Consider the following 14,699-nt stretch of genomic DNA (forward strand, 5'->3'; position numbering starts at 1 on the left):
AATTTAATGACTATTTGTTGATTTACTGTTTTGATAATTTGATAACTTTGCCAAAAATCGAAAAAATGCACTTTATCTCCGAAGAATTAGAAACATACATAGCAGATCACTCACAAATTGAACCTGAACTTTTAGCAGCATTGAACCGAGAAACGCACCAAAAAATACTGCAGCCAAGAATGTTAAGCGGTCATTTTCAAGGAAGAGTTTTAAGTATGCTATCGAAATTGATTCGTCCCGTACATATTTTAGAAATCGGAACGTATACAGGATATGCGGCCTTGTGTTTATGCGAAGGAATGCAAAAGAACGGTAGCCTTGACACGATTGACATTAACGAAGAATTGGAATCCATCCAGAGAAAATACTTTGACTTGTCTGATTGGAAAACGCAAATAAACCAACATATTGGCGATGCAATTCAGATTATTCCTACTTTAAATAAAAAATATGATTTGGTTTTTATAGATGCCGATAAAGAAAATTACTTGCATTATTTTGAGTTGATCGTTCCGATGATGAATGCCGGCGGAATTATCTTGTCTGACAATGTTTTGTGGAGCGGAAAAGTATTGGAGAGACCAGATCCAAGAGATTTAAGCACGACCGTACTGTTGGAATACAACAAGAAAGTGAATGAAGATCCTAGAGTGGAAACGGTTTTATTACCAATAAGAGATGGATTAACGGTGACTCGCGTTTTATAATTTAACGTGACCTACTACATCAATTTCTTCTCGATTAGGAAAATACTTATCGCGTAAGATAACGTATAATTTTAAAACCAAAAGTGCCATTATTATTCCCCACAAGTAGCCTATTAAAATATCTCCAGGATAGTGCAAGCCCAAGTAAATTCGGCTGTAAGCAAAGATTAATGGCCATAGAAACATAAATTCGATGTATTTTACACGGGTTTTTAAAACTGTGTATAAGAAAAAACAGGCCGCCATAGAATTGGACGCGTGCCCAGAAATGAAGCTAAAAGTACTACTGGTTTTTACCGCTCTCATAAGTCCGTCTAAGGAAGGGTCGCTTCCCGGACGTAGACGTTCAAAACGGAATTTAAATAATTGATTGGTGGTTTGATCCGTAATTAAAATCAATAGGGAAATCATTCCTATTATTAATAGTGCATGACGCCAACCGTAATGTTTGTGAACAAGATAAAGGATAATCAAGAATATTGGTATCCAATTGAATTGTTTGGTGACAAGCAACCAAAAGCCATCCCACGATTCTGTGCCTAAATTATTTAAGAAAAGAAAAACTTCGCGGTCCAAATTAAATAGAAACTCGATCATAATCTAGCGTTGTCTTTTTATTGGTCCCGTTAAATTTTCTAAATCCTCCTTCGCTTTTAAAATCTCAGAATCGATATTTGTGGTAATACTTTTTACATCAAGCGTATTATCAGCCAGTAAATCATCTTTTATACCATCAACATGTTCCCTTAATCCGCCTAATTCCGCGTCAAAACTACTGGTTAAACTTTTGCGGTCCAAACCACTTTCTTCAGCAGTCCTGGCAATTTCATTTTTGATATCGTCCGTTGCATGCTTCAATTGCGTCATTCCTTTGGCTAGAGTTCGTGCAATCTCGGGTACTTTATCTGCACCAAAAAGCATTATTGCGATCAGTATAATGACAAATATTTCTGAACCTCCAATTCCAAACATAATTTTTTTTTTACAGTGCAAAGTTACAAAGGTAGTTTTCGATTTTCTTACCTATTAACACTTATTTATTTGTCAAATTTCGATGGAACATTTTCTTTTGGCCAAGTATTGTTTGTCGTATCAATATCAGCTGTTTCTAGCTTGGCATCCACCACAATTTTAACAATTGCTTTCTCCGTAGCAAAAGTACGCGTTACTTGATCGTCATTTTTTTGCCAAATTTGAGCCGGAAAGCGATGTGTTTCTGTAGTTCCATCATCAAAAACCAAATCCACAATTAACGGCATGACCAATCCTCCTGGTTTATCAAAAGTAACCTGATAAAAATAATTTGGATTACTTAAAGCTTCAATTTCTATTTTGGTAAAGTTTGCTGCTAAATATTCTTTCAAAGTTTTTAACTCTTTTACATTTCCATTTTTAGAAGCGTCACTTGTCGTTTTTTCCACAGCATAAACCATTGGTCCGGTCAAATTGAATCGGTTTCTTCTTGAAGGCTGATCCACTTTAACGTCTGCAGGTTTTTCTGCAGAAACCCTATATTGTTTTACTTCTTTAATTCCAATATCTGTATAATCTGTGGAATAAAACCAACCTCTCCAAAACCAATCTAAATCAACGGCAGAAGCATCTTCCATCGTTCTGAAAAAATCTTCTGGCGTTGGGTGCTTAAATTTCCATCGGTTTGCATACGTTTTAAATGCATAATCAAACAATTCTGGACCCATTACAGTTTCACGTAAGATATTTAAAGCGGTTGCCGGTTTTCCATATGCATTGTTACCAAATTGAATGATACTTTCAGAATTGGTCATAATTGGCTCCAATCCTCGCTGATCGCCTTTCATGTAAGGAACTATCATTCGCGCTGGACCACGTCTGCTTGGAAAGTCTTTTTGGAAAGTTCGTTCCGTTAAATATTGTAAGAAAGTATTTAGGCCTTCGTCCATCCACGTCCATTGTCTTTCATCTGAATTGACAATCATTGGAAAATAATTGTGTCCAACTTCATGAATAATTACACCAATCATCCCGTATTTTGTTTGGTCTGAAGTCACGCCTTTTTCATCCGGACGACCAAAATTCCAGCAAATCATTGGATATTCCATCCCTTGATCTTCTGCATTTACTGAAACTGCTTTTGGATAAGGGTAATCAAACGTGTAGCTAGAATAGCTTTTTAAAGTATGCGCCACTGCACGAGTGGAATATTGTTCCCATAACGGATTTCCTTCTTTAGGATAAAGTGATTCTGCCATTACAGTTCGATCACCTAATTTTACAGCCATTGCATCGTAAACAAATTTTCTTGAAGTTGAAATCCCAAAATCACGTACATTTTCTGCCTTCCATTTCCAGGTCTTCTTCTGATTAGAAAATCCTTTTTCGGCTTTTTCAGCTTCTTCTTGAGTCACTACAACCACCGGATTATCGTAACTTTTTTCGGCAAGAGCCAAACGCTTTAATTGAGCAGCTGTAAAAACTTGATCTCTGTTTTGTAAAACACCTGTAGCATTCATAATGTGATCTGCAGGAACCGTTACATTTACTTCATAATTTCCAAATGCTAAAGCAAATTCACCGCTTCCCCAGAACTGCATGTTCTGCCAACCTTCCACGTCATTATAAACGGCCATTCGAGGGAAAAACTGCGCTAACACGTATAAATTATTTCCATCTTTTTCAAAATGTTCGTAACCAGAACGTCCGCCTTCTACTCTATAATTATTTATATTATACCACCATTTAATGGTAAAAACCATTTTTGAACCGTGCTTTAACGGCTCAACAAGGTTGATGCGCATCATGGTCTCATTAATTGTGTACGAAACTGGTTTTCCTTTATCATCCGTAACCGAAGCGATGTTAAAACCTCTTTCGGCAGCTTCTTCCAAATATTTCTTGGAAAAACCTTTTACACTAATTGCTTCATCCATGTAAGAACTGCCTTTCTTCTTGGTAACCGAATTTTTGTTGCTTGAATTTTGGTCCAATTGCAACCATAAATACTCCAATGATTCTTTCGCATTGTTGTGGTACGTAATTGTCTCCACACCATCCAAACGCGCATTTTTATCATCCAGTTCAATGTCCATTTTATAATCGGCTTGTTGCTGATAATATTCTGGACCAGGAGCTCCAGATGCGGTACGGTACATATTAGGTGTTGCCATCAAATCGTACATTTGACGGAATTTATTGGTATCTAATTTCCCCTGCTGTTTTTCTGGAATTGTTTGAGCAACGACAAACAAGGAATTAAAAAACAAACAAATAATGGAGATTTTGTATATTTTCATTGGAGAATGGATTTTTAAGAGGCTAAAAGTAAGGAAAATATTTATATATTACTTGATATTTATATTTTCAGCAAAGTAATCTCCTGTGAAAATGTAATTTCTTTTATTATTGTAAAAATTGGTTTGCATGATATTCTGCTGGTCGGAATAAATTTCCAACAATGCACTATTTACTATTTTTATCGAACTGAATTTCTTGATTTCATTGATTTTTAAATAGACGATTACTACATTATTATCAATTTCTTTACTTAAAAACTGGACATTTTGCTCTTTTCCATCCGCCGAAATACGCAAATGCTTCTTTAAATATTTTTGCAAAAAGACAAGGTCTTCTGGTGTTTCAGACTTTTCGCCAACTTGCGTTTTGCTTTTAAACTCTCTTTCGAGCGCTATATTTAAATCGTCCATAAAAATACGAGCGGTAATTTCTATTCTTTTTTTCTCGGGTACAAAATCAACTTGGTAAATGGAAACATAAAATTTATGGACACCAAAAGAACTCAATCCTACTAAAAGGAACAGTATCAGCAATAGGGAACGTTTTTTACTCATGGTTCAAAAGTACTAATCTTTTTTTAATGCTAGGAATTCAAGCCTCTTCTCGATTAAAAATTGAATTAATTCAAAGTCATCCGCTTTGGCAATCAATTCTTGTGCTTTGGGATCATTTTCGCAAAAGTTTAGAAAACTTCCAATTTGCGCTTCAGCGATTTTTAAATTGTTCCTGAAAAATTGTTTTGAAAACCTATTTTGAACCACCAAAGAAAATTGATCCAGCTCCTTACTTCCATCTTTCTGCGGCTTTTTCTTTGTAAAAACACGTGCCAATTTTGAGCCGATCTTGACGAAATCTGCCATATATGTTTTGTCCACATAGCCTGGCATCAACTTGTTTTCTGGCGCTGATTTTAAATCATCTTCAAAAAGTTGGTCCATGACAGCCAAATTATCAATCTTGATTTTTATTTGTGTGATTTTAATATTTTCGCTGTCCTCTTTGAGATTACCGCTTAACGCATTTCGGTTAATAACGACTTCTTCTAAATTGGTTGCTTGACTTTGCAATGGCACATTTAAAACCGAAAATTTTAAATCCGATTCGTTTAAAACAAGAATTTGACGCGGAAAATTAAGACCCGAAAACACCAATGTATCCTTTGTTCGAACGAGAATTCGGAAACTTCCATCGTTTTGAGAAACCGTTGAAAAATTTGCCGTTTTATTGGTAATCAAAATACCTTCCAAAGAACCTGTTTCAGAAAGCAATTGACCGTTTAAAATTTCACGTGGCAACTTCTGGGCAATACCATGACTTGCGGTAAAAAACAGTAAAAATAGCAGTGTAGTTTTCATATCAAATGCACTAATTGTTATGGATTATAAAGAATTATCTTTGTTACTTTTCTATCAAAATTGGCTCCTCATTCCGCTTTTTAAACTCAACGGCAAGTCGGTATAAATTAAAATCCATCCGAGGTTTATTTTTCGCTCGAATTGCTTCTATCAAAATGACATCATACACTACAAAATTTTTAAAGCTGCCCAGATACAGTTGGTCGATTTTTAAATTATCTGTAAAGAAATCATCTTGATAATAATCATTCAACTTTTGCAGTAAAATCTCTTTTTCTTCTGACTTAAGGGCATTTTTTAGCATTTTAGTTCTACCCGAAATCCAATTCATTAATGGGTCTAGACCAATGGATCCGCCCGCCATTGTTCCAGCATATAAAGTAGGATACAATCCCGTTGCCGTTTTTAGTCTTCTTTCGGCAGGTGTATATACCTTTGCAGGTTTTGACAAAATACCTAAAGCAACAGCATTAATTTTACTATAATCTCTAATTTGGACTTCATCTAAGATTGTGATTTTAGCAGTCATTTGTATTTCAATTGCACCTTTATTGTAATCCGATTCGTCCACAATCTTCCGCATGTAATCTAGAAATTCTGCTGAAAACACTAACAAGTCATCCGGTTTTGCCAAAATAATAAAATTACCTTCCTGATCCGTAAACGCCTCTTTTTCATTAAACAAATTGACCACGCGAATGCCGCTTTTTTTCGAATCTTTTATCACTATTTTTCCCTGCATCAATTTTTCCTTTTGTGCAAAGACGGAGTACGATAAAATTAAGAAAAAGAGTATAAAAAATTTATTTTGCATCTCGAATGGCTTTGTAATCCGTTGCTAATTTAATCATTATAAAAGTAACGAGAAACGGATTCTTACCATTTAATGCTTCCCTAAATTTAAAATCTTCCACAATATAATAGTGAAAACTACCTATATCATCTTTTGCAATTTTAAGCGTCTGCGTGTAAAAAGATTCAGGATATAGATCGCTCAATGCCGCAATTGCAACTTGTTTTTTTTCAATAGCAATCCCATCTTCTAGCATAGCTGTCCGACCTGAAATTAAATTGATTAACCCATCTACTGGCGAACTTGTAGCACCATACAATCGGCGTTCGGCTACCGTGTATTTTTTAGCAGGCTTAGACAAAATTCCTAACGAAACCGCATTAATCCTATTGTAATTTACAATTTCAACCTCATCTAATACGGTCATTTTAGAAGTCATTTCTACTTGAATTATAGCATTATGAATTGCATCTTCATCCACAATTTTTCGCATGTAGTCCAAGTGATTTGCACTAAAAACCAGTAAATCACCTTCTTTTACCTCAATATAAAAAAATCCATTTTCATCTGAAATTGTTTCAGTCTCGGTATTCAAATTAATAATGTGTACGCCACTGGGTTTGGCATCAGCCACAAGAATTGCTCCTTTGATCTTTACGCTTTTCTGCGCAAAAACAATCGTAGTTACAAATAGAAAAAACAAAATACTACTACTTTTCATCGGTTGGCTTTGGGTTTTTGTAAAGGCTGTGTTGCTGTATCAAATAAAACAACAGCTTATTTTTATCTCTAGATTCAAGTAAACTAATAAGTTCTTCCTGATTCAATACAAAGTAGGTAAACTCCATAACATCATCTGGATCCACTTTAACTTGGTCAATCAAAGCTTCTTTCGGAAAAAATTGCTGAAACTCCTGCAATCGTAACTGACTTCGCTCCAATTGGACTTCTTTTTTTAAGCGCTTTGTCCTGCCATTTATTGCATTAAACACTGGATCAAGCGGCATTCCACCGCCTAAAATAGCAAGCAAATGAATGGGCTTAAAGTCGCCAGCGGTTTGCAATCTACGTTCTGCAGGTGTATAACTTTTAGCTGGTTTTTGTAAAATGCCCAATGACACGGCATTGTAAGTTTTAATTTCAACTTCATCCAATACAATTTGCTTTGATGTCATTGTTATTTCAGCCTTGCCCTTTTGAAATTCAGACTCTTCAATAATCTTCCTCATGTAAGCCAGATCTTGCGATGAGAAAATTAAAACATCATCTGGTTTAGCGAGAATCGCAAAAAATCCTTCCCTATTACTTTTAGATTCTTCTTGCGTATTCAAGTTTAGAACTAACACATCGGAAGGTTTTGCATCCGCAACGACAATTTTACCCTGAATGTTTCTCCTGGTTTGAGCAACTACACTACTACTGAAAAAGGCAAAAAGAAGTGATATAGTAATTTTAGTTCCCAAATAAATAGAATTATAGTATTGATCTGGTGTAAAAGTATTAGGAAGCCTTCCAAATTAAGTCCCAATGGCATTGTAAATATTTGTTAATTATAAAATAGATTTAGGGAGATTTTTAGCGAAGATTTTTATCTTTAAGCACAAATTACAAATATGAAAAATCTGATTATTGCAAGTACATCCACGCTGCATGGAGGCGATTACTTGGCTTATCTTTTACCGGAACTTAAAATTCATTTTGCCAGTTGCAGTTGCATTTTATTCATTCCTTTTGCAAGACCGAGCGGAATTTCTCATGACGATTATACAGCTAAAGTTAGAGCAACTTTTGCCACAATAAATATTGATGTTAATGGTTTGCAAGAATTTGAAGATTGTAAGACAGCAATTCAGGAAGCGCAAGGTATTTTTACAGGAGGCGGAAATACCTTTTTATTGGTTGCACAGCTTTACAAATACGGCGTGATGGAAGTCTTAACCGAAACACTTAAATCTGGAACGCCTTATTTAGGAACGAGTGCCGGAAGCAATATTACAGGATTGTCCATGCAAACAACGAACGATATGCCAATTGTTTATCCACCTAGTTTTAAAACATTGGGAATGATTCCTTTTAATTTAAATCCGCATTACTTGGATCCAGACGCTCAATCTCAACATATGGGCGAAACCCGTGAAACCCGAATCAAAGAATACCATGCGTTCAATACCGTTCCAGTTTTAGGATTAAGGGAAGGAAGTTGGCTAGACGTGAAGGGCGATATGATTAAATTAAAAGGAACTCTAAGCGCTCGGGTTTTTAAACAAAATCAAGCCCCGGAGGAAGTTATAACTGGAACCAATTTGAGTGATTTGGGACGTATTGTACTATAATAAAACAATTGTTTAAACTTCAAAAAACTGCTTAAGAAATTGAGCAGTTTTTTTTTGCATTATAGACTTAAATAAATTCTAATATAAAAAATGACGGATTATATAGTTATATAACAAGTCAAGTACCACAGAAGTACTGTTACGATGAGATTATTCTAAACGATTACGGCAACTTATATGGAATATTAATTAGAAATTAGGGAATAAATAATTCATTGATACACGCATTATTCAAAAAAAATGGTAGCACTTAATTCACCGCTACTACACTACTTATACATACTCAAATCCAGATTAAGTATAACTCCTACTCTATTAAACTCTTCATTAGTCTTTGCATTCACGATTAGTTGTTCGTTACTTATTGGATGGTTAAAAATTAATTGATGTGCATGAAGCATCATTCCTTTCAATTCATAATGCTCCAACCATAATTTATTTTGCTTGTTACAACCATGAGGACGACTTCCTAAAATAGGATGAAAAATATGCTTGAAATGTTTTCGTAATTGATGCATCCGTCCCGTTTCCGGAATCGCTTCTACCAAACAGTAACGTGAAGTTGGCTTATTATTAAATGCTAACGTAATTTCAGTCTTTTGCAAACGATGGAAATAAGTTATTGCATTTTGCGTAACGCCATCATCATTGGTTAAATCATAATCAATCGTTAGCTCTTCGGGCGACCAACCGCGTAAAATGGCTAAATATTTTTTTTCAACTTCACGTGTAGCAAAACGCTCATTCATAATTTTCAAAACTTCCTTATCTAAAGCAAATAACAAAACACCCGAAGTTTTGCGGTCCAACCGATGAACGGGGTAAACGTGTTGCCCTCCTATTTGATTTCTTAATTCCTGAATAGCATACTCTTTTGCGTCTCGCGCATAAAATGATTTGTGAACCAATAAACCACTAGGTTTGTTAATGGCTATAATGTATTCGTCTTGGTAAAGAATTTCTAACATTTGGCAAAAATAGAAGAGATTAGGACTAAAAATACTTTTAAGACTTATTTATTTCTATAGCTATCTAAGAAGAGTTTTTAGATACTATAAAAATTAGGAAGACCCTTTTATTAAAATTAAAATAAGTTAACCGTAATGGTTGATAAATTTCGATCAATTCGAAAATCTCCAGGGGAACCACTTAACTAATTTTAAATTTTCTCCAAATAAAAAAACTCCTTAATTTCTTAAGGAGTTTAATTTCTGTGGGCGATGAGGGGTTCGAACCCCCGACCCCCTCGGTGTAAACGAGGTGCTCTGAACCAGCTGAGCTAATCGCCCTTTCGGGTTGCAATGTCTTGCGTTATTGCGTGTGCAAATATAGCACGTTTTTACATATCTCCAAACAAAAAATGAAAATATTTTAAAGTATTTCTGCAACTACAAAAGTACTTCCACCAACATAGATGATATCATTGGGAGTCGCGTCTTGCAACGCTTTTTCATAAGCGATTATAACTGAATTATATACTTCGCCAAGTAGCTCAAAATCTTTCGCTTTTTGTTGTAAAATTAATGGGTCTAATCCCCTGAAATTATTTGGTTTTGAGAAATAATAAATTGCATTTTTTGGAAAGAGTGGCAGAATTTCACTCAAATCCTTGTCATTTACCATCCCTAAAACAATATGCAATCTGGAAAAAGACTCTTTTTGCAATTGATTCAAGACAATTTTTAAGCCATCTTTATTGTGAGCGGTGTCGCAAATCACTTTTGGACGCTCTTGTAGTATTTGCCAACGACCTTGCAAATTCGTTTTTTCAATTACATTTAAGAATCCATTCTTACAGTTTTCATCGGTAATTGTAAAATCACTTACTTCTTGAAGGATTTTAATCGTTTGCAAAACTGTTTTTTTATTGTGTATTTGATAGTCGCCGATTAATGCGCTTGGAAAAGTTTCGCTAACTAAATCAGAAGCAAAATAGATTGAAGCATCTTCTTGTTTTGCTTTTTGTAAGAAGACTGGTTTGGTTTCTGAAGTATATTCTCCAATGACAACTGGAACAGTAGGTTTGATAATTCCTGCTTTTTCTGCTGCAATCAGCTCTAAAGTGTTGCCTAAAAATTGCGTGTGGTCTAATCCGATATTGGTTATTACGGAAACTAATGGCGTAATAATATTGGTTGAATCTAACCTTCCTCCCATTCCAACTTCGATGATGGCGATGTCTACTTTTTCTTTTGCAAAATAATCGAAGGTTAAACCAACGGTCATTTCAAAGAAACTCAATTGGTTTTGCTCAAAAAAGGATTTGTGTTGATTTATAAAATCGCAGACAAATTCTTCCGAAATATCTTTACCATTGATTTTAATTCGTTCTCTAAAATCTTTAAGATGTGGCGAAGTATACAAACCAACTCTATAACCCGCCTCTTGTAAAACTGAGGCTAAAAGATGCGACGTAGAACCTTTTCCATTGGTTCCTGCAACATGAATGGTTTTAATATTCGCTTCTGGATGATTGAGGTAATCCATCAACAAAATTGTGTTTGTTAAATCCTTTTTGTAAGCCGATGCTCCTTGTGTTTGGTACATTGGCAATTGATTGAACATCCAATCAAGGGTTTCAGCGTAATTCATCTTTTAGAATTATTCTCCTAATTTAAAGTTCACTACAATAAAGCCAACTTGCGTTTCTGGCGCATTGGGATCGGATTGCCATTTGTATTTTTTAGCTGTTCGAATTGCTGGATCTACTAGACAGGGATTTGTATTAGTAGTTCCTTTTGTATAACGAGCATCAATTACGTTTCCACTGCGGTTTACGGTAATTTGAACAACTACTGTTCCTGATTCGTTACAGTTTTGAACCTCTTTTCCGCTGTTGCTTAGTTTCCTTCCGTTCAATCCGTAACCTCTTCCTCCACCTGTTCCAGAGCCTGAACCAAAATAAGCACTTGCGTAAGGGTCGCCATTTGGACTTCCTTTATCGCCGGCTGTTTTATCATCGCCTTCTCCTCCTTGTGCTTTTCCGTCAGATTTTGGTCCGTTGATTAAGCTTGAAAGTGCATCAGATGTACTTTTTGACGGCTGTGGTTTCTCGGCAGGTTTTGGCTTTACTTCTTCTTTGGTAGCTTCTTTTGTTGTTTTTTGCGGTTTCTTTGTTTCCTTAATAACAACAGCTTCTTCACTATCTTGGGTAATAATATCTTCTTTTGCAGCAGCTGCTTGCTGACTTGCAGTAGGTGTTGGTGCTGACTGAATAGCTTCTGTAGGTTGCTTGTCGCCCATTCCTGTTTCGGTCGTTCCGAAGTTAATCGCGATTCCGTTTTCTGGTGGTGGGTCAAGATAGGTTAAACCAAGAAAAAAGCACAAAATAAACAGCAACACAAACAAGGCTGTTGTGATGGCAAATGATTTTTTTTCTTCTTCTGTTTCTAAGAATTCCATAAACGTTGTGTGTTGTATGTTGTAAGTTCTATGTTAAAAAACGAGTTGACTCGAAATCCTTAAATCCCTAGCCCAGATAGTAGTGGAAAGCCCGGAATCTTAAAAGCTAATTTTTTCCTGCTTAAAAAGAGCGACCAACGGAAGCTCCTTTTTATGCTTGGAAAAATAGCTTTTATGATGAGGACTTGCAATGAAGAGCTGGAAATAGCTCCTGAAACAAATCCTAAAAACTATTTGGGTCTTACGGCTAAAACTACTTTTATCTGATTTCTGTTGGCAATGTCAAGCACATAAACGGCTTTTTCTATCGGCACGCCTTCTTCGGCTCTTAAAACTACTGATTTAGAACGGTCGTCACCCATGATGGATAACAATCTTGACTCTATTTCAGCTTCTGGCACTTGGTCTTTGTCGATATACATTTCAAGTTCTTTGTTGATGCTTACTTGAATGTTTTTATTGCTATCTGTTTTTCCCTTTGCTTTTGGCAGAACCAAATCGAGTGCATTGGTGGTTACCATTGTGGAGGTAATCATAAAAAAGATAAGCAGCAAAAACACGATATCGGTCATTGACGACATGTTGAATTCTGGGCTGACTTTATTTCTTCCTCTAAAATTCATATTATGCTGGGTCGTTTAAAAGGTCTAGAAACTCAACGGCATTTCCTTCCATTTGGTGTACTACTTTGTCGGTTTTCACTACCAGGTGGTTGTAACCAATATAGGCAACAATACCTACAATTAGTCCCACAACGGTAGTAGTCATAGCGGTATAAATACCTTCTGACAAGGCACCCACTTCAATTTGACCTCCGGCACTTGCCATTTTATGAAAGGCTAAAATCATTCCGATTACCGTTCCTAAGAAACCTGTCATTGGTCCTGCTCCTGAAATGGTAGCTAGCATACCGACGTTTTTCTCAAGTTTATAAATTTCTAATTTACCTGCGTTTTCAATAGCAGTATTAATATCTTCAAGTGGTTTTCCGATACGGGAAATACCTTTTTCAATAAGTCTTGCAACGGGAGATTGTGTTTGTGCACAAAGCATTTTGGCACTGTCAATCTTACCGTGACGTATGTTTTCACGAATTTGCGCCATGAAATTCACATCAATAACCGATGCTTTTTTGATGGCAAACAAACGTTCAAAATAAAGATACAAAGCAAAGAACAACATAATAAAAAGCGAAAGCATGATGGCTTGACCACCAATACCACCGCTTACGAGTAGTTCCATTATCGATAATGTTTTCTCAACCGGTACGGCATCAGCCATTCCCTCTTGTGCAACAGACAAAGTGTCTATTTGTAGCAATAAACTCATACGTGATTTGTTTTTTAATTTAACGCTAAAGTATTATAAAAATTGCGAATTCTGATTTTTTTGGGAGACTTTTAATCTTTATTTTTTACACAGATTACACTAATTTTCACCGATTTATTCTTTAAAAATTCATGTTATTCTTATAAAAATCATTCCAGGTGTTTCAAAACTTATTCAAATATCCCATGGTTGCGACCGAGGACACTGTTATGATAGTTCAAAATAAATAGCCTACGGTTTAAACCGTAGGCTATGTTATGATAATTGAATTTTATACCAATTGTTTCAATGCGATTTCGAATGCCGTAGCACTGATATTTGTTTTAGAAGCATTCAAAGCATGTGCTTTTTCTAAGGCTTTTCGGATGGTTTCAGAAGCATCTACAAAGATGGCTTCGTCGTTTAGTTTTACTTTCTTCTCCATGAAATAAGCAAAAACACGTGCCATTCCGCAGTTGGAAATAAAGTCGGGAATCAAACTTACTTTTGCATCTACGTGTTCCATAATTGGACCAAAGAAAATCGCTTTATCAGCAAAAGGAACGTTGGCACCACAAGAAATTACTTCAAGTCCTGCACCAATCATACTGTCTACTTGGTCTTGCGTTACCAAACGGGAAGCTGCACATGGAGCGAAAATTTCGGCACCCATTGTCCAGATATTTTTATTGATTTCTTCAAAAGGAATCATGTTTTGCGCTACTAATTTGTTTCCGTCTTTGTTCAAGAAGAACGCTTTGATTTCGTCAAAAGAGAAACCATTTTCATTCATTACTCCTCCGTCACGGTCAATGATTCCTACTACTTTCGCACCCATTTGTGCTAAATAATAAGCGGCTGCCGAACCTACGTTTCCGAAACCTTGCACGATTGCTTTTTTACCTTCTACCGATCCACCATAAATAGCGTAATAATGACGAACGGCTTGAGCTACTCCGTAACCCGTAATCATGTCGGCTACGGTGTATTTGCGGGAAACGTCTGGAGAGAAACTTGCGTTTTCTATTTCCTTCACCACACCTTGACGCAATTGCCCGATTCTATTGATTTTATCCGCTTCTGTTGGTTTGAAATGTCCGTTGAAGACCCCTTCTTGTGGATGCCAAACCCCGCATTCTTCGGTCATTGGGATTACTTCGTGAATTTCATCTACATTTAAATCGCCACCTGTACCGTAATAACTTTTTAATAAAGGAGAAACGGCTTTGTACCATCTTTCCAAAACGCCTTTTTTACGAGGGTCGTTTGGGTCGAAATTGATTCCTGATTTAGCTCCACCAATGGCTGGTCCGGCTACTGAGAATTTCACTTCCATCGTTTTGGCAAGCGAAAGTACTTCGTTCATGTCCAATCCTTTTCTCATACGTGTTCCTCCACCTGCAGCACCACCTCTAAGTGAGTTGATTACCGTCCATCCTTCGGCTTCAGTTTCTTGGTCTCTCCAGTTGAAAACTATTTCTGGTTCTTTATTTTCGAATTTCTGTAGTAAGTCTTTCATTGTGTTGTA

General features: G+C 36.1%; 16 protein-coding genes and 1 tRNA gene. 2 read left to right on the forward strand and 15 right to left on the reverse strand.

The features are described 5' to 3' along the window. The first annotated feature begins 65 nt into the window (after positions 1-65). Positions 66-707 carry an O-methyltransferase gene (locus tag H602_RS0102410; protein ID WP_026976585.1) on the forward strand — a complete coding sequence of 214 codons (642 nt, stop codon included), beginning with the start codon at positions 66-68 and terminating at the stop codon, positions 705-707. Here H602_RS0102410 and H602_RS0102415 read toward each other — a convergent pair. The 8 genes from H602_RS0102415 to H602_RS0102450 all read right to left on the reverse strand — a co-directional run bounded on the left by H602_RS0102415 (position 702) and on the right by H602_RS0102450 (position 7,591). After that, complete coding sequence (locus H602_RS0102415; protein ID WP_026976586.1) at positions 702-1,304, reverse strand: phosphatase PAP2 family protein; 603 nt, start codon at positions 1,302-1,304, stop codon at positions 702-704. The genes H602_RS0102410 and H602_RS0102415 overlap by 6 nt on opposite strands. A 3-nt stretch (positions 1,305-1,307) precedes the next feature. Continuing rightward, the gene (locus H602_RS0102420) at positions 1,308-1,679 is read right to left on the reverse strand and encodes a Sec-independent protein translocase subunit TatA/TatB (protein ID WP_026976587.1); all 372 of its coding nucleotides are present in this window, start codon (positions 1,677-1,679) and stop codon (positions 1,308-1,310) included. Between the two features lie 65 nt (positions 1,680-1,744). Continuing rightward, entirely contained in the window at positions 1,745-3,979 is a 2,235-nt protein-coding gene (locus tag H602_RS0102425; protein ID WP_157504816.1) for a M1 family metallopeptidase, read from the reverse strand. Positions 3,980-4,027: 48 nt separating this feature from the next. Further along, positions 4,028-4,534, reverse strand: coding sequence for a DUF6702 family protein (locus H602_RS0102430; protein ID WP_026976589.1), 507 nt, complete (start codon positions 4,532-4,534; stop codon positions 4,028-4,030). Between the two features lie 12 nt (positions 4,535-4,546). Next, a complete protein-coding gene (locus H602_RS0102435) occupies positions 4,547-5,335 on the reverse strand; it encodes a peptidase associated/transthyretin-like domain-containing protein (protein WP_026976590.1) in 789 nt (262 codons plus the stop codon). A 43-nt stretch (positions 5,336-5,378) separates the two neighbouring features. Continuing rightward, positions 5,379-6,149, reverse strand: a complete 771-nt coding sequence (locus H602_RS0102440) for a hypothetical protein (RefSeq protein WP_026976591.1) — start codon at positions 6,147-6,149, stop codon at positions 5,379-5,381. Continuing rightward, complete coding sequence (locus tag H602_RS0102445) at positions 6,139-6,849, reverse strand: hypothetical protein (RefSeq protein ID WP_026976592.1); 711 nt, start codon at positions 6,847-6,849, stop codon at positions 6,139-6,141. The genes H602_RS0102440 and H602_RS0102445 overlap by 11 nt, the downstream gene beginning before the upstream one ends. Beyond that, positions 6,839-7,591, reverse strand: coding sequence for a hypothetical protein (locus tag H602_RS0102450; protein WP_026976593.1), 753 nt, complete (start codon positions 7,589-7,591; stop codon positions 6,839-6,841). The genes H602_RS0102445 and H602_RS0102450 overlap by 11 nt, the downstream gene beginning before the upstream one ends. A 150-nt stretch (positions 7,592-7,741) precedes the next feature. Here H602_RS0102450 and pepE point away from each other — a divergent pair, with 150 nt between their 5' ends. Further along, the gene (gene pepE / locus H602_RS0102455; protein ID WP_026976594.1) at positions 7,742-8,461 is read left to right on the forward strand and encodes a dipeptidase PepE; all 720 of its coding nucleotides are present in this window, start codon (positions 7,742-7,744) and stop codon (positions 8,459-8,461) included. Between the two features lie 269 nt (positions 8,462-8,730). Here the strand turns inward: pepE and H602_RS0102460 are convergent, their stop codons facing one another. The 7 genes from H602_RS0102460 to H602_RS0102490 form a co-directional block, all read right to left on the reverse strand. Further along, positions 8,731-9,429, reverse strand: coding sequence for a pseudouridine synthase (locus tag H602_RS0102460; RefSeq protein ID WP_026976595.1), 699 nt, complete (start codon positions 9,427-9,429; stop codon positions 8,731-8,733). Between the two features lie 246 nt (positions 9,430-9,675). Beyond that, positions 9,676-9,750 (reverse strand) — tRNA-Val (locus H602_RS0102465). Between the two features lie 82 nt (positions 9,751-9,832). Further along, positions 9,833-11,053, reverse strand: a complete 1,221-nt coding sequence (locus H602_RS0102470; protein ID WP_026976596.1) for a bifunctional folylpolyglutamate synthase/dihydrofolate synthase — start codon at positions 11,051-11,053, stop codon at positions 9,833-9,835. A 9-nt stretch (positions 11,054-11,062) separates the two neighbouring features. Next, on the reverse strand, positions 11,063-11,863 hold the full coding sequence (locus H602_RS0102475; protein ID WP_026976597.1) for an energy transducer TonB: 801 nt from the start codon (positions 11,861-11,863) through the stop codon (positions 11,063-11,065). A gap of 230 nt (positions 11,864-12,093) precedes the next feature. Beyond that, a complete protein-coding gene (locus tag H602_RS0102480; RefSeq protein WP_026976598.1) occupies positions 12,094-12,486 on the reverse strand; it encodes an ExbD/TolR family protein in 393 nt (130 codons plus the stop codon). A 1-nt stretch (position 12,487) separates the two neighbouring features. After that, positions 12,488-13,192, reverse strand: coding sequence for a MotA/TolQ/ExbB proton channel family protein (locus H602_RS0102485; protein ID WP_026976599.1), 705 nt, complete (start codon positions 13,190-13,192; stop codon positions 12,488-12,490). A gap of 271 nt (positions 13,193-13,463) precedes the next feature. Beyond that, on the reverse strand, positions 13,464-14,690 hold the full coding sequence (locus H602_RS0102490) for a Glu/Leu/Phe/Val dehydrogenase dimerization domain-containing protein (protein ID WP_026976600.1): 1,227 nt from the start codon (positions 14,688-14,690) through the stop codon (positions 13,464-13,466). Positions 14,691-14,699 lie beyond the last annotated feature (9 nt).

The organism is Flavobacterium tegetincola DSM 22377 (assembly GCF_000425485.1).
Classification (GTDB): domain Bacteria; phylum Bacteroidota; class Bacteroidia; order Flavobacteriales; family Flavobacteriaceae; genus Flavobacterium; species Flavobacterium tegetincola.